General features: G+C 41.6%; 13 protein-coding genes. 6 read left to right on the top strand and 7 right to left on the bottom strand.

Features of this window, described 5'->3' with window-relative positions; translation table 11 throughout:
* Positions 1 to 73: 73 nt before the first annotated feature.
* Both ACHUFA_RS07125 and malQ read right to left on the bottom strand, forming a co-directional pair.
* Entirely contained in the window at positions 74 to 2,335 is a 2,262-nt protein-coding gene (locus ACHUFA_RS07125) for a glycogen/starch/alpha-glucan phosphorylase (RefSeq protein ID WP_222347543.1), read from the bottom strand.
* Between the two features lie 24 nt (positions 2,336 to 2,359).
* Positions 2,360 to 3,871 carry a 4-alpha-glucanotransferase gene (gene malQ / locus ACHUFA_RS07120; protein ID WP_394405295.1) on the bottom strand — a complete coding sequence of 504 codons (1,512 nt, stop codon included), beginning with the start codon at positions 3,869 to 3,871 and terminating at the stop codon, positions 2,360 to 2,362.
* A 289-nt stretch (positions 3,872 to 4,160) separates the two neighbouring features.
* Between malQ and ACHUFA_RS07115 the strand changes: the two genes are divergently transcribed.
* The 6 genes from ACHUFA_RS07115 to pulA all read left to right on the top strand — a co-directional run bounded on the left by ACHUFA_RS07115 (position 4,161) and on the right by pulA (position 11,664).
* Positions 4,161 to 5,414, top strand: a complete 1,254-nt coding sequence (locus tag ACHUFA_RS07115) for an extracellular solute-binding protein (protein ID WP_394405294.1) — start codon at positions 4,161 to 4,163, stop codon at positions 5,412 to 5,414.
* 131 nt (positions 5,415 to 5,545) lie between these two features.
* Positions 5,546 to 6,853: a carbohydrate ABC transporter permease gene (locus ACHUFA_RS07110; RefSeq protein WP_394405293.1), complete on the top strand. Its 1,308-nt coding sequence runs from the start codon at positions 5,546 to 5,548 to the stop codon at positions 6,851 to 6,853.
* Positions 6,854 to 7,711 (top strand): sugar ABC transporter permease, encoded by an 858-nt coding sequence (locus ACHUFA_RS07105; RefSeq protein WP_222347547.1) that lies wholly within the window; start codon positions 6,854 to 6,856, stop codon positions 7,709 to 7,711. It begins immediately after the preceding gene.
* Between the two features lie 115 nt (positions 7,712 to 7,826).
* Complete coding sequence (locus ACHUFA_RS07100; protein ID WP_222347548.1) at positions 7,827 to 8,603, top strand: hypothetical protein; 777 nt, start codon at positions 7,827 to 7,829, stop codon at positions 8,601 to 8,603.
* Positions 8,604 to 8,613: 10 nt separating this feature from the next.
* The gene (locus tag ACHUFA_RS07095; protein WP_222347549.1) at positions 8,614 to 9,597 is read left to right on the top strand and encodes a LacI family DNA-binding transcriptional regulator; all 984 of its coding nucleotides are present in this window, start codon (positions 8,614 to 8,616) and stop codon (positions 9,595 to 9,597) included.
* 18 nt (positions 9,598 to 9,615) lie between these two features.
* A complete protein-coding gene (pulA, locus tag ACHUFA_RS07090) occupies positions 9,616 to 11,664 on the top strand; it encodes a type I pullulanase (protein WP_394405292.1) in 2,049 nt (682 codons plus the stop codon).
* A 220-nt stretch (positions 11,665 to 11,884) separates the two neighbouring features.
* Here the strand turns inward: pulA and nrdI are convergent, their stop codons facing one another.
* The 5 genes from nrdI to ACHUFA_RS07065 form a co-directional block, all read right to left on the bottom strand.
* Positions 11,885 to 12,340: a class Ib ribonucleoside-diphosphate reductase assembly flavoprotein NrdI gene (gene nrdI / locus ACHUFA_RS07085; protein WP_222347551.1), complete on the bottom strand. Its 456-nt coding sequence runs from the start codon at positions 12,338 to 12,340 to the stop codon at positions 11,885 to 11,887.
* Positions 12,341 to 12,352: 12 nt separating this feature from the next.
* On the bottom strand, positions 12,353 to 13,231 hold the full coding sequence (locus tag ACHUFA_RS07080; protein WP_394405291.1) for a YitT family protein: 879 nt from the start codon (positions 13,229 to 13,231) through the stop codon (positions 12,353 to 12,355).
* A gap of 10 nt (positions 13,232 to 13,241) precedes the next feature.
* A complete protein-coding gene (locus ACHUFA_RS07075) occupies positions 13,242 to 14,183 on the bottom strand; it encodes a YitT family protein (protein WP_222347553.1) in 942 nt (313 codons plus the stop codon).
* A gap of 40 nt (positions 14,184 to 14,223) precedes the next feature.
* Complete coding sequence (gene aspS / locus ACHUFA_RS07070) at positions 14,224 to 15,972, bottom strand: aspartate--tRNA ligase (RefSeq protein ID WP_222347554.1); 1,749 nt, start codon at positions 15,970 to 15,972, stop codon at positions 14,224 to 14,226.
* A 115-nt stretch (positions 15,973 to 16,087) separates the two neighbouring features.
* Positions 16,088 to 16,531, bottom strand: coding sequence for a GNAT family N-acetyltransferase (locus tag ACHUFA_RS07065; protein ID WP_394405290.1), 444 nt, complete (start codon positions 16,529 to 16,531; stop codon positions 16,088 to 16,090).
* Positions 16,532 to 16,540 lie beyond the last annotated feature (9 nt).

Raw genomic sequence — 16,540 nt, 5'->3', positions numbered from 1 at the left:
TACAAAATATTGTAAGCATTTCTCTAAAAATTGTCAATACTAAAAAAGCTGGTTTCCCAGCTTTTTAATTTTGTTATGAAAGTTTCCAGATGTCTTCGTTGTACTGAGCAATTGTACGGTCAGATGAGAAGAATCCTGCTTTGGCAATGTTGACGATTACTTTTTCCATCCAGCTATCGCGGTCTTCATAGTCTGCAAGCATTTGCTCTTTGACAGCGATGTAATCTTCTAAGTCAAGCAAGGTCATGAACCAGTCTTTGACAATCAACTCATTATGAAGGCGTTCCAAACGCTCTGCATTTCCAAGGGCTAAGACTTCCTGGCTCACGATAAAATCTACTAATGGCTTAATGGCTTCTTTTTCGTAGAAGTCACGTGAAACATAGCCTTGCTTGTCATACAAGTCGATAACCGTTTGGCTATCTTGGCCGAAGACGTAGATGTTTTCATCTCCAACCAATTCATGGATTTCCACGTTGGCTCCGTCCTCAGTTCCCAATGTCAAAGCACCGTTGAGCATAAATTTCATGTTACCAGTACCTGAAGCTTCTTTTGAAGCAAGAGAAATTTGTTCTGAAATATCTGCTGCTGGAATCAAGAAGCTTGCTGCAGTAACGTTGTAGTTTTCAACCATAACGACTTGTAAGTGTGGCGCTACTTGTGGATCGTTGGCAATCAATTCTGACAAGCAAAGAATCAAGTGGATGATATCTTGTGCAATGGTGTAGGCAGGTGCTGCTTTACCGCCGAAGAAGACTGTCAATGGACGAGCAGGGATGTTGCCAGCCTTGATATCCAAATACTTGTGAATCACGTAGAGGGCATTCATTTGTTGACGTTTGTACTCATGGAGACGCTTGATTTGGATGTCAAAGATTGAATTTGGATTGATGTCCACACCTTGATGTTGTTTCAAGAAACGTTGCAATTTACGTTTGTTGTGGGTTTTGATGAATTCTAATTTTTCTTTAACTGCTTCATCTTCTTTGTAGTTCAAGAAGTTTTCCAATTCTGCTGCGTCATGGTGATAGCCTGTACCAAGCAAGCTGTCCAAGTAGTGAGACAAGCTTGGGTTACAGTGCATGAGCCAACGGCGGAAGGTGATACCGTTTGTTTTGTTGTTGAATTTTTCTGGGTAAAGGTCGTAGAATGGTTTCAATTCTGAAGACTTGAGGATGTCTGTGTGAAGAGCAGCCACACCGTTTACAGAGTAGCCATAGTGGATATCCATGTGCGCCATATGGACACGACCTGACTCATCGATGATATAAGTAGAAGCATCTGATACTTGAGCTTTCACACGACGGTCTAATTCTTCAATGATTGGTACCAAGTGTGGCACAACTTCTTGCAAGAAGTCCAAAGGCCATTTTTCCAAAGCTTCTGCCAAGATTGTGTGGTTTGTATAAGCCGTCATTGATTTCACAATGTTTACCGCTTCGTCAAATTCAATACCACGTTCTGTCAAAAGACGGATGAGTTCTGGAATGACCATTGATGGGTGAGTGTCGTTGATTTGGACAACGGCATAGTCAGCCAAGTCATGAAGGTTGCTGCCTTTTTCGATAGCCTCATCAATCAACAGCTGAGCGGCATTAGATACCATGAAGTATTGTTGGAAAATACGGAGCAATTCCCCTTGACGATCTGAATCGTCTGGATAGAGGAAGAGGGTCAAGTTTTTAAGGATATCTGTCTTATCAAAGTCAATTCCTTGACCAATAATGCTGCTATCTACTGAATCCAAGTCGAAGAGACGAAGACGGTTTTTTGTTGCTGTTTTGTAACCTGGTACATCAATATCATAGAGAGTTGATGTCAAGTTAAAGTGTGCAAATGGCACTTGGTAAGAAACTGCTGACTTCGTCAACCAACTTTGCTCTGTAATCCACTCATTTGGCTCTGTAAACTGTTGGTTATCTTGGAAAACTTGCTTGAAGAGGCCGAAGTGATAATTGAGACCAACGCCATCACCATTCAAACCAAGAGTTGCAATAGAGTCAAGGAAGCAGGCTGCCAAGCGGCCCAAACCACCATTACCAAGTGAGGGCTCCAATTCCATGCTTTCGATTTCAATCAAATCCTTACCAGCTTCTGTCAACTGAGCCTTGATTTCATCGTAGAGACCAAGGTTAATCAAGTTATTTGACAACAGTTTACCAATCAAAAATTCTGCTGAAATGTAATAAACTTTTTTCTTTCCATCATTTGTCGGTTTTGCTGCACTAGCAGTCTTACTCAATTCCAAGAGGGCATAATAGAGCTCTTGGTTATCACATTCTTGAATCGTTTTGTTGTATTTTTCCGAAATAAATCCTTGTAAATTAAGTGTCATTGTTTTCTCCATTTTTTATTTCCCTTAGTGGAAGCCTGTCTTTTTGTTTACACGACGATAAGTTTCCGTGTAGTCTAATAATTCTGCTTCAATTTCTGGTGTCAACTGTTCAGCAGTCATGCGCCATACCCAGTTTCCTCCAAGTGTATTTGGAAGATTCATACGAGTGGAAGCATCCAAATCCAACAAGTCCTGCATGGTCACTACTGCCATAAAGGCAACAGATGAGAAGAGCATGCGGAACATGGCTTGACGAACAGTTTCATTTGGACGACGATTACTGTATTTGTCAAGGAAATCACGTCCTTCTTGCCCCATTTCAGCCTCATACCAGCCTTTTAAGGTATGGTTATCATGAGTTCCTGTATAAGCAACTACATTATTGCGGTGATTATGCGGCAATTCAATACTGTCACCGTAAGGATCAAAGGCAAATTGAAGTACCTTCATCCCTGGGAAACCAGTTGTTTCACGCAATTCGATGACCTTATCTGTCACAGACCCCAAATCTTCTGCGATAATATTGAGATCGCCGAGTTCAGCCTTAATGGTTTCAAAAAGTTCAAAACCTGGTGCTTCTACACGGTAACCATTGACAGCTGTTTCTTCTCCAGCAGGAATTTCCCAGAAAGAAGCAAAGCCGATAAAGTGGTCAATCCGCACCATATCATAAATCTTGAAGCTTTCACGCAAGCGAGCAATCCACCACGTGAAACCATCTGCTTTCATAGCGTCCCAATCATAGATTGGATTGCCCCAAAGCTGACCAATTGCTGAAAATCCATCTGGTGGACAACCAGCTACTACGCTCGGACGACCTTCCTCATCTGTCTTGAAGAATTGTGGATTTGCCCACATATCAGATGAATCCGCCGCGATGTAGATTGGCATATCTCCAACAAACTCAATCCCGTGCTCATTTGCATAGGTCTTAAGAGCGCGCCATTGGCTGAAGAAGAAGTATTGGGTAATCCGGTGGAAATCAATCTTGTCCGCCAAACGAACTCGGTACTCTGCCAAAGCTTCTGGCTGACGCAAGCGAATAGTATCATCTTCCCATTCAGTCCAGGCTTTCAAGTCGAAGTACTCTTTGATCGCCATATACTCAGCAAATGTATCCAACCATTCTTTTTGTTCTTCTAAGAAGGCAACATACTCTGCTGAAGCACCCTTTTCTTTGAAACGAGCTACTGCTGCTTCTAAAATTGGGCGACGAACTTGGAAAAGTTGTGCATAATCCACTTGAGTCGGATTATCTCCCCAAAATTTTCCTTCCAAATCTTCTCTTGTCAGAAGACCTTGTTCTACTAAAAAGTCTAAATCAATAAAGTTGGTATTTCCAGCAAAAGCTGAAAATGATTGATAAGGAGAGTCTCCATAACTAGTTGGACCTAGTGGCAGTATTTGCCAGTAACGTTGTTTGGTTCTGACTAGGAAATCCACAAAGTCATAGGCAGCTTTCCCCATAGAGCCAATGCCATACCGACCTGGTAGAGATGAAATGTGCATGAGCACACCACTTTGACGTTCTTTCATATTCTATTACCTCGTAAAGAGTTATGTTTCTTGAAACGCGCAAACGTTTGCTTTGATTTGATTATACAGTGTTAGCGCTAACAAATCAAGAGAAAAATGTTTTTTTCTTAATTTTTGACTATAACGACTCTTTTTCTACTACTAAATACACCTCAACAAAAAAATTTTTTTGCAACTTTTTCGACAAAAACACTTGCAAGCGTTTTCTGAATATGATATACTAAAACCAAGTTAAGAAAACGTTTGCGTAAAAGCAAACTATTCAACAATATTTTTAGGAGGTCCAATCATGAATTGGAAAAAATTAGCTGTAGGTACTTTGTCCCTTGCTTCTGTTGCTACACTTGCTGCGTGCGGTAACTCTTCTTCATCATCTAAAGAGAGTGGTTCAGACTCAAAAACGTTGACGATCTCTGTTGATACTGGCTACACAAAATACATTGACAGTATCAAAGAAAAATTTGAAAAAGAAAACGGCGTAAAAATCAAAGTAAAAGAAGAAGCAATGACAGATACTTTGGATAAATTGCCAACAGATGGCCCAACAGGTGCTGCCGCTGATGTCATGCTCGCTCCATACGACCGTGTAGGTGGACTTGGTTCAGAAGGTCAAATTGCTGAAGTAAAACTTGGCAATAAAGATCAATATGATGATACAGCTACAAGTTTGGTAACTCTAAAAGGTAAAGTTTACGGTGCTCCAGCCGTAATTGAAACACTTGTTCTTTACTATAACAAAGACTTGATCAAAGAAGCTCCGAAAACATTTGCTGAATTGGAAGCTCTTCAAAAAGACGGTAAATACGCTTTTGCTGGTGAAGAAGGTAAATCAGTTGCCTTCCTTGCAAACTGGACTGACTTCTACTTTGCTTACGGTTTATTAGCTGGTAACGGTGGTTATGTATTTGGTGAAAACGGTACTGATGCAAAAGACCTCGGTCTTGGTAATGAAGGTGCTATCAAAGGTCTTGACTACGCTAAAACTTGGTACGGTATGTGGCCACAAGGTATGCAAGACACAACTAAAGCTGGTGACTTCATTACTGAACAATTTACAACTGGTAAAACTGCTGCTATCATCGACGGTCCTTGGTCAGCTGCATCTCTTAAAGAAGCTGGTGTAAACTACGGCGTTGCTACTATTCCAACACTTCCAAATAATGGTAAATACGAAGCTTTTGGTGGTGGTAAAGCTTGGGTTGTTTCTAACTACAGCAAAAACATGGAAGTTGCACAAAAATTCCTTGACTACGTAACAAACGAAGAAAACCAAAAATCATTCTACGACGCAACTCAAGAAATTCCTGCAAACACATCTGCTCGTACTTACGCTTCAGAACAAGGTAACGAATTGACTACAGCCGTTATCTCACAATTTGCTGACGCACAACCAATGCCAAACATTCCAGAAATGGCTGAAGTTTGGGGACCTGCTGGAACTATGTTCTTCGACGTAGCATCTGGTAAAAAATCAGCTGCCGCAGCAAGCAAAGAAGCAAGCAAATTGATTAAAGACGCTATTGAACAAAAATATTCTGAATAATAGAATGTCAAAAAGCTGATTCAGAAAATTTCTGTTCAGCTTTTTATCTCCTTATCAGGCCTGGTAGGGAGGTAAAAGATTGAACAGGAAAACCTGACACCAAAAAAACAATCTATAGAAAGGATGTCCCCATGACACAAGAGCACTCAAAAAAACAAAATCCACATCTCGCTATGTGGCTCTCACTAGTTCTCGGACTGGGTCAACTCTACAACAAGCAACGCGCCAAAGGTTTCATCCTCTTGGCTGTCTTCCTATTGGAGGTTCTTGAAATTGTAACCTTCGGTATTCCAGCTATTTCTGGCTTGATTTCTCTTGGTAATACACCTGTAGTAGACCACTCACTCTTCCTCTTGATTAAAGGTTCTATGCAGTTAATCATCTTTGTTGTGATGTTTATTATCCACGCAGTCTGCATGAAGGACGCAAAAGAGACAGCTAATCTCATTAACCAAGGTTTCCCAGTTCCAATGACTGCTAAAGAAACCTTCCAAGGTATCTACGAAAATGGATTCCCTTACCTCTTGACGATTCCAGCTTACTTGGCTATGGCTTTTGCGATTGTCTTCCCCGTATTGGTAACTCTCTTCATTGCCTTTACAAACTATGACTTCCGCCATGTGCCACCACAAAAACTCTTGGACTGGGTTGGATTTAAGAACTTCTTGAATATCGTTCAGTTGAGTACCTTCCGTACTGCATTTGGTTCTGTTCTTTCATGGACCTTCATCTGGACACTATGCGCATCAACATTGCAAATCATTATCGGTGTGGCAACAGCAATCATTGCTAACCAACCGTTTATCAAATTCAAACGTGTATTTGGTGTTATCTTCTTGCTTCCTTGGGCCGTACCTGCCTTTATTTCTATCATGAGCTTCGGTAACTTCTTCAACGACTCTATCGGTGCTATGAACGTACAAGTTCTTCCGTTTATCGAGAAAATCTTGCCATTCCTTGATTTTGGTATCGTTCCTTGGAAAACTGACCCTACTTTTACAAAAATCGCTCTTGTCATGGTCCAAGGTTGGCTTGGTTTCCCATACATCTACATCTTGGTGTCTAGTATCCTCCAATCTATCCCATCTGATCTCTATGAAGCAGCCGTTATTGACGGAGCAACTGCTTGGCAAAAATTCTGGAAAATCACTCTGCCAATGATCTTGGCTGTGGCTGCGCCAACCTTTATTTCACAATATACTTTCAACTTTAACAACTTCTCTATCATCTACCTTTTCAATAACGGTGGACCTGGTAGTGTCGGTGGAGGTGCTGGTTCAACGGATATCTTGATTTCTTGGATTTATAAATTGACCACACAAACATCACCACAATACTCAATGGCTTCTGCGGTAACCTTGATTATCTCCTTGATTGTTATCTCAGTATCCTTGGTAACCTTTAAGAAATTCAACGCATTCAACATGGAGGACAGATAAATGGCAAATAAAAAAATCAATAGTTCTCTAAAAAGAAAACGCTTCTTGGCACAATTCTTCACCTATGCCTATCTGCTCATCCTAGCAGTAGTCATTCTCTTCCCTATTTTGGTAACCATTAGTTCTGCCTTCCGTCCTGGCAATGTAACTGCCTTTACCTTCACGTTAGATGGTGAATGGACACTGGCTAACTTCCAACGACTCTTTACAGAAACTCTCTATGGTCGCTGGTATTGGAATACCATTATCGTTGCCGTCTTCACCATGTTGATCCAAGTAACGGTTATTACCATGATTGGTTATGCTTACAGCCGCTACAACTTTGTCGGAAAGAAAAAGAGCTTGCTCTTCTTCCTCATCATTCAAATGGTGCCTACAATGGCTGCCCTTACAGCCTACTTCGTTATGGCTTGGCTCTTTAACGCTCTCAACCAATACTGGTTCCTCATCCTCATCTATGTCGGTGGTGGTATTCCGATGAATGCTTGGCTCATGAAAGGCTACTTCGATACGGTTCCTTACGACTTGGATGAATCTGCTAAATTGGACGGTGCAGGTCACTTGCGTATCCTCTGGCAAATCGTCTTGCCACTTGTAAAACCAATGATTGCTGTACAAGCACTCTGGGCTTTCATGGGACCATTTGGTGACTACATGCTATCTAAATTCTTGCTTCGTTCACAAGAATACTATACAGTTGCAGTTGGTCTTCAAACCTTCATCTCTGATGTGAAAAACCAAAAAGTAACCCTCTTTGCGGCAGGTGCTATCCTCATCGCAGTCCCAATCTCTATCCTCTTCTTCTTCCTACAAAAGAACTTCGTATCTGGCTTAACAGACGGTGGTACAAAAGGATAGTTGACAAGCTTTACAGTAACCTTTATAGTAATGTAGAAAGCTTATTACACAAGAAAAAGAGTGGTGGCAAGAGCTTCTTGTCCCACTCTTACTTTTTCATTAGAAAGGTATATCCATGCTTCCCTATCCATTTTCTTACTTTGCCAATAGCGTCTCTGCTCAGCGAATTTTTGCTGGGAGAAAAGGACTGAATTTCTGGCAAGGTTTGCTGACAAGTCTCTTTTTGATGGCTCTATTAATCTTTCCAAATACCTTGCAAATTGCGCAATTAAAGACTTATCCTCTCGATACGATGGTATCTGGGATTTACAGTCCCTTGACAAGGGAAGTTATGGAAGATTTGAAAACAGTGACGATTTCTGATGGCACATTCAGCTATACTGGTGGAGACCATGAGCAGGTTTATTTTAACGAAGAGGCTCAACGTCACTCTGGATTTTCTTATCAATTTGCTTCTACAGGACTCACCATTCGTAATGAAGACAAGGTTTTAGCTGAAATTTCCTACAAGGATTTACAGACAGAAGATTTTCAGTCTCGTAAACAGCTCACACAAGCGCTGTCAACAGCCTGGTTCAAAGCCAATCGCCCAAGTATTAGTTTCCTACTCATCGGCTTATCTAGCTTACTCTTAGGGATGAATTTCCTCTTCCTCCTCTTTGGGGCTAGCGGTATTTTATATTTGACCAAGCGCTCTCGCTTATTCGACTTCACTAGCTTTGGTCAATGTCTGACCTTTACCCTAAATTGTTTGGGACTGCCTACGCTAATCGCTAGTATCACAGGACTATTTGGCATGCAAATCGCCAACCTTATCACGATACAAAATGTTCTTTTTGTGCTACTCTTAATCTGGGTATTTTTCAAAACAAAATTTAAAGACCAAGCCTAGGGAGGCATTTATGCGTACTACTATTAAAGATGTGGCGAAATTAGCTGGAGTTTCTCCATCTACTGTCACACGTGTTATTCAAAATAGTTCATCTATCAGCCAACAAACCAAGGACATCGTCCGCAAGGCCATGCAGGACCTAAACTATCATCCCAACCTCAACGCTAGAAGTCTGGTCAGCAGCTATAGTCAGGTCATTGGCCTTATTCTACCTGTCGAATCAGACTCCTTCTACCAAAACCCATTCTTTCCCCAAGCTCTACGCGGTATCTCACAAGTCGCAGCAGATAATGGCTACGCTATCCAAATCAGCACAGGTAAAGACGACAGCCAACGCCTAGAAGCCGTTTCTCAGATGGTCTACGGTCGTCGAGTGGATGGGCTGATTTTCCTTTATTCACAGCCGGATGACCCACTTGTCAAATTGGCTCTCCAACACAACTTCCCTTTCCTCATCTTAGGTAAAGCTATCTCTCCATTTGTTTCATTGGTGGATAATGACAACATCCAAGCTTGCTACGAGGCTACAGAATACTTTATCAATAAAGGCTTCAAGAACATCGGCTTTGTCGGGGGAAATAAGGAGCTAGTTGTATCACAAGACCGCTATGAAGGCTACAAAAAAGCTCTCAAAGACCACAATATTCCACTAGAAGAAGCCAAGGTTAAGTTTTCTGCTGGTTTCCTCTTGGAAGACAATTCCTATAAGATTATCCAAAAATTAGTTAAGCAACCGCTGGATGCTATCGTGACGACTGATACGATCGTAGCTGAAGGGGTTATGGCTTATCTGGATGAAATCGGTCTAAAATTGCCTGTCATCTCTTTTGATTCAGTCCGACCAAAAATCAAAGTAGATGCCTATGTTGATATTAATGCTGTCCGCTTGGGACAAGAAGCTCTCAAAACGCTACTGCAAATCATTAGCAATAGCAAAGACAACCGTCAAGTCTGCTATCGTCAATTGATTCCACACACTATTATTGAACTTTAGAAAGGAGCCTTTCGGCTCATGGCCCTACGTCAATTCACTGCTTTTTTAGATACTGAAACCACTATTCGCCTTCAGATGGATGCTACACTTCCTCATAAGGATATGACCTTCTGCTTAGAAAATGAAACAAGCAATATCCAACTGGACTTGCTTGCTACTCTTGAAGAAGCAGATACCATCATCTTCCAACTTGAAAGTCCTGAAAAACTGGATATCACTCAGTTTTATACTATTTTTGACCAAGACCGCAATCGTGTAGAACTTAGCTTTGGCGATATTGTTCGTAGCCAAGTTTTTGATGACACATTTGCCTACGATGGAAAAGATTTGGGAGCAACTTACAGCTCTCAACAAACAACTTTCCGCTTCTGGGCACCAATCTCCAAACAAGCCTTTGTCGTTATTGAGGGAACTCCTCATCTGATGACAAAGGTAAATCAGAGTACTTGGATGGCTGAAGTGACAGGTGATTTAGAAGGTCAGACCTACTATTACCTCCACCGAGTCAATGGAGAATGGCTGGAAGTCCACGACCCCTACGCCCTTTCTTCCCAAGCAAATTCTAGGCACAGTTACATTATCAACCCAGAGAAATTCCTAAAACCAAGTCCACTTACACAACAACTCCCTATCTCTCAAGCCATTATTTACGAAATGAGCGTCCGTGACTTCTCTCAACAAGCAGAAGCAGGATTTAAGCATGCTGGGCAATTTCTAGGATTGACAGAGTCCCCAACTTTGAACGGTCACGCCCTCGGCTTCGACTATATTCAACAGCTTGGTGTCACCCATATCCAACTCATGCCTCTCTATGACTTTGGCAGTGTGGACGAGACACAGCCGCAAACTGTTTACAACTGGGGCTATGACCCTGTTCAATACAATGTCCCTGAAGGTTCTTTCTCTACTAATCCAAACGATCCTTACGCCCGTATCCTTGAACTTCAAACGGCTATCCAGCATTACCACCAAGCAGGTATTGGTGTGACCATGGATGTGGTTTACAATCACGTTTACAATGCTGACACCTATGCATTTGAACGTATCGTTCCTGGCTATTTCTTCCGCTTTGATGAAAAGCGCCAACGTGTTTCAGGGACCTTCTGCGGAAATGATGTGGCCAGTGAACGTGCTATGGTGAGCCGCTACATTCGCCAATCTCTCCAACAATGGGTGACTCTCTATGGATTTGACGGCTTCCGTTTTGATCTCATGGGAATCATTGATATGGATACTATCAACCAAGCTGCTCAAGAGCTCCGCCAAATCAACCCTAACCTCTACCTCTATGGTGAAGGGTGGAAAATGGCAACTGGCCTTGATTTTGACCAACTTGCTCATCAGTACAACGCTGCCCATCTTCCTGGTATCGCCTTTTTCAACGATGATTACCGAGACAGCTTCAAAAAAGTCATCCTCAATCCACAACGTCTAATTGAAAAGCAAGAACACGAAAAAATTCAAAATCTACTGGCTGGTAGCCGAAATGGGCATTATATCAGTCCGCAGCAATCACTTAACTATATCGAGTGTCATGACAATGCGACTGCCTTTGACTACTTCCACATCGAAAATCCTAGCTGGGAAACTCATCAACAAAAACGGGCTGCTAGTTTCGGACTGCAATTAACCTTGATTGCTCAGGGAACAGCCTTCCTTCATAGTGGTCAAGAATTTTTCCGAACAAAAAATGAAATTGACAATTCTTACAATATTCCAGATAGTATCAACCGTTTGGATTGGACGCGTGCTGAAAAATATCGGGAACATGTTGATTTTATCAGCCAGCTCATCCACTTCCGCAAAGAACATCTTTTGATGACGCAAGCAGATTATGAGGCTATTCACCAAGTCAGCGATTTCTACTGGTTGACCGAATTTGTCCTTCGTTACACTCTTCGTCAAGGTGAGCAAAAATTGCAATTTATCATCAACTTTGCGACAAGTGACTTTGAATTCCAAAAAGAAAGTGACCAAACAGTCCTCTTTAACTACCCAGCTTTAGAAGAACAACCTGAACAAGCTTTCACGATTGCAGGACAAAGTATCTGTATTTTAAGCAAGTAAAAAACACCGTACGTAGATGATTTTCAGATTGAAGAAAAGTCCATTGAGGACACGTTTTCTTCAATCTTTTTTGTTCTTCTAGAAAAGAAAAACTCCTGAAACGCGATAAAACAAGCGTTTCAAGAGTTAGTTGAAATCATGAACATTCAATCATTTTAATTGACACCTTCTAAAAATAGAGTTTATCTACCTTCTGAAACCACCGCAAGTGGTCTTTACTTTAATCAACCAAATCTATAATTTTTCTTCCAATCCGCTCAATATCATTTTGCAAACCGCGGAGCTCAAAATTATCTATAACAGGAAAACCAAAGCGTTCTGCATATTGCTTGGCTGTCAGACAATACTGGTTGTTAAAATTTCGATTGCCAGAACCGACGATACCTAGACAATATGTGACATTATTTCCATAGGCAATAAAATCTCCTAACGGATTGGTGAGGATTTCTGTATCACCGTTGTCTACACCATTCCCACCTTCCAGATAAGTCGGTAAAAACGCTACAAATGGCGCATCTAGCTCATAGAAATCAATCTCTTCTTTAACCAAGTCCTTAACATGTACGGACTCAATTTCCCAGTCTGTTTGAAACTGGAAAAAGCCTGTTAGTCGCTTGACGAAGCTCTGCGTATTTCCACTGAGACTAATATAAACAAGGTAGATCTTCTTTTTCATGCTACTCCTTTCTCATTTTTTTGCTTTTCGGTATTTACTACGACCTGAGATAAATTCTGGGCTCATAACCTCATCCACCTCCGATACCGCTACAAAAGCACGTGGATCCAGTTGAGCAATCACTTTTTTAAGATCACGAGCATCATTGGGACTAAGAGTTACATAAATAACTTGCTTTTCTTTCTGAGAATAGGCACCCTGAGCATCAAAATAGGTTACTACACGTCCTAATTGTTCCATGATAAAGTGAGCAATTTCTTGATGACAATCACTAATAATGAACATCCCACGTAATCTATAACCACCCGTTTCGACCAGCTTAACCACTTGACTATACATAAAACTGGCAATAAGGGCATACATCATCTGGGGCATGTTAATATAAGTTAGAGACAAAATCATGACAATAATATCAATCCCCAACAGAGCCTGATTCAAGGGAAGACCAAACTTGTCCTCAATCACACGAGCAATAATATCTGACCCGCCAATGGTCCCGCCACTGCGGAAAACCAAACCTCCACCAAGACCTGCAATAATCCCTGCAAAAAGGGAAACAACCAAGTAATCCTGCTGCAAATCAATAGTCAACGGAAGCTGTTGAAAAAGCCAAATAAAGGCATACATGGAAAAAATCCCATGTACCGTATAAACCATGGCTCGCTTCCCAAACAGATAAGCACCCAATAAAATCAAGGGCAGATTGATGAGGTAACCCGTATAGGTTGGGTTGATTCCAAAAAGAGCATGAAATACCAGGGTCAAACCTGCTAGTCCATTGGCCGCCACCTTGTTAGGCATATTAAAATAGACAAATCCAAAGGCATAAACAGCTGCCCCCAGAGCAATCAAGACAAAATTTTTCCACTCTAGTCCTTGCTTGGTTTCCATATAACCTACCTTATTCCAAATCCACAAAACGCCCGATTATTTGTACATTTTCCGAAACAGATACAAAAGCTGCTGGGTCGGTTTTCTTCATATAAAACTTAAAATCATTGAATTCAGCACGCGTAATGACCGCCAGTAAAACCGCTTTTTTCTCATGTTTATAGGTTCCTTCAGCTTCATTGATACAGGTAACCCCACGATGAAGTTTCTTATGTACCATTTTAATGACCGCTTCCGGGTTGCTAGTAATAATCATTGCCTGCATTTTCTTTTGCTTGGTGTAAATCGCATCTGTCATTTGCGTCATAACAAAGAGGGCAACAAGCGAATACAAGGCTGATTGCCAACCAAAGAGAATCCCGGCACCAGCGATGATAAAGGCGTTGACGAAAAGAGAAATGCGTCCCACTGTTCGCCCTGTTCTACGACGAATGGCCAAGCTGATAATATCTGTCCCGCCACTTGAAATGTTGTTTTTTAAGGCAAAACCAATCCCTGTCCCTAGGAAGAGACCACCAAAAATCGCATTAATCAGCGGGTCATCCGTCAGAGTCACCACCGGCATGAACTGAATAAAGAGTGAGCTCATAGTAACCGTAATAAAGGTAAAAATGGTGAATTTGTGACCAATTGTATACCAAGCCATAATCATCAAGGGCAGATTGATAGCATAAAATGACATGGAAATCGGTACACCAGCTCCAAACGTACGCTCTGTCACCGTATGGATAATCTGTGCCAGACCTGTCACACCAGTTGAGTAGACTTGCCCAGATTGGTAGAAAAAGTTAACCGCTATACTGGACAAAAGACCGTACACAATAGAGGCAGAGATCTTTTCTGCATATTTTTCGCGAGAAATTCCCCGTAAGGTCTTCAGTAATCCCGCCTTACGAGCGCCTCTTCGTAAAAAATAGCGTATCTTTTTCATAAATTTGGTTTTTCTAACCATGTTTTACTCCATGCAAAACGAGCCTTAGGCTCGTTTCTTCTTATTCTGGCAAGTTAATCTGCAAAGCCAACTCATCCAATTGAGCAGCCGCAACTGTACTTGGAGCCTGCGTCATTGGGTCACTTGCTTTATTGTTTTTAGGGAAGGCAATCACTTCACGGATATTATCTTTGCCTGCCAACAGCATAACGAAGCGGTCAAGACCGATAGCCAAACCACCGTGTGGTGGGAATCCATAATCCATAGCTTCAAGCAAGAAACCAAATTGTTCATGAGCTGATCCTGCTGTGAAACCAAGGGCTTTGAACATACGCTCTTGCATCTCTTTTTGGTTGATACGAAGGCTACCACCACCAAGCTCATAACCGTTCAAGACGATATCGTAAGCAACAGCTTTAACCTTAGCCAAATCACCCTCTAATTCATGAGCTGATTCTGTTGTTGGCAAAGTGAATGGGTGGTGAGCAGACATGTAACGGCCTTCTTCTTCAGACCATTCAAACATCGGCCAATCAACAACCCAAAGGAAGTTGAATTTCGACTGGTCAATCATGTCCAACTCTTTAGCAATACGGCTACGAAGGGCACCCAAGGTATTGTTAGCAACTTCCAAAGTATCTGCCACAAAGAGAACTAAGTCATTATTTTCAAGTTGTAAAGCGTCTGTCAACTTGCTTTCCATACTTGTCAAGAACTTAGCAACTGGTCCTGAGATAGCATCGTCAGCATATTTGACCCAAGCCAAACCTTTAGCGCCAAATTGTTTAGCCACTTCTGTCAGCTTATCGATGTCTTTACGAGAATATTTATCTGCATTATTTTTAACCACAATGGCTTTAACCACAGGTGCTTCTGAGAAGACTTTGAAGTCAACGTCTTTGACAAGATCTGTCAAGTCTTGGAGCAACATGTCAAAACGTGTATCCGGTTTATCTGAACCGTAGTTATTCATGGCATCATCATAAGCCATACGTGGGAATGGCAAAGAAACCTCGATACCTTTGGTTTCTTTCATCACACGAGCAATCATGCCTTCAACAATATCTTGAATTTCTTGGTCTGACAAGAATGATGTTTCTAAGTCAACTTGTGTAAACTCAGGTTGACGGTCTCCACGAAGGTCCTCATCACGGAAACATTTAACGATTTGATAGTAGCGGTCAAAGCCAGCATTCATCAACAATTGCTTGGTAATTTGTGGACTTTGTGGCAAAGCATAGAAATGACCTTGGCTAACACGGCTTGGAACCAAATAGTCACGTGCACCTTCAGGTGTTGATTTAGTCAACATTGGTGTTTCCACATCGATAAACTCAAGCTCATCAAGGTAGTTACGGATTGAGTGTGTTACTTTAGCACGCAATTTGAAGTTTTCAAGCATTTCTGGACGACGAAGGTCGAGGTAGCGGTAACGCATGCGAGTATCATCGTTGGCTTCAATACCGTCTTTGATTTCAAATGGTGTTGTTTTAGCACTGTTCAAAACTGTAAGTGCTTCAACCTTCAATTCAACGGCACCTGTTGGCAAGTTATCGTTAGCTTGTTCACGGGCAGCAACTGCACCAGTAACTTCGATAACAAACTCGCTACGAAGACTTTCAGCCGTTGCCATAACTTCAGCTGAAACTTCTTCAGGATTGATGACCAACTGCATAATCCCTTCACGGTCACGAAGGTCAATAAAGATAAGACCTCCAAGGTCACGACGGCGACCAACCCAGCCTTTCAGAGTAATTTTATTTCCGATGTGCTCACTACGAACACGTCCAGCATACATAGAACGTTCCATATTTATCCTCTTTTTTGCATTATTCATTCCCTACTATTCTAACATAAAACAGGCTTCATTTGGATTATTTGGGTAGATTTTCCTAGAAGAAATAAAACGAAGTTTCCACTCCGTTTTACTTTTCATAAACCATATCCATATGTGGGATTCCGTCTTCCAGATACATATCTGAAACAGCCACAAAGCCCTGAGATTGGTAAAATTTTTCTAGATAAGTCTGGGCTGAAATCTTAATCGTTTCTTGTCCCATATCTTCAATCACATACTGCATCGCAGCTTCCAACATAGGACCGGCTAATTTTTGCCCACGGTGACTAAGCTTAATGACGACACGACCAATAGAGGCTTCTGAAAACGCCAACCCTGGGGAGAGGATACGCAGATAAGCTACAATTTTCCCGTCGGATTTTCCAAACAAATGATAACATTGAGGGTCCACTCCATCCACATCTTGGTAGGCACACTCTTGCTCCAAGACAAAGACCTCTGAGCGTAATTCTAAAACTTGATACAGTTCATCTACGGATAAATCTGAAAATGCTTTTACTGTCCAATCCATCTGCGTCCT

It is taken from the genome of Streptococcus hepaticus, from assembly GCF_043656315.1.
Classification (GTDB): Bacteria; Bacillota; Bacilli; order Lactobacillales; family Streptococcaceae; genus Streptococcus; species Streptococcus hepaticus.
Note: the sequence above shows the minus strand (reverse complement) of the source record. Positions and strands in the feature narration are given on the sequence as shown.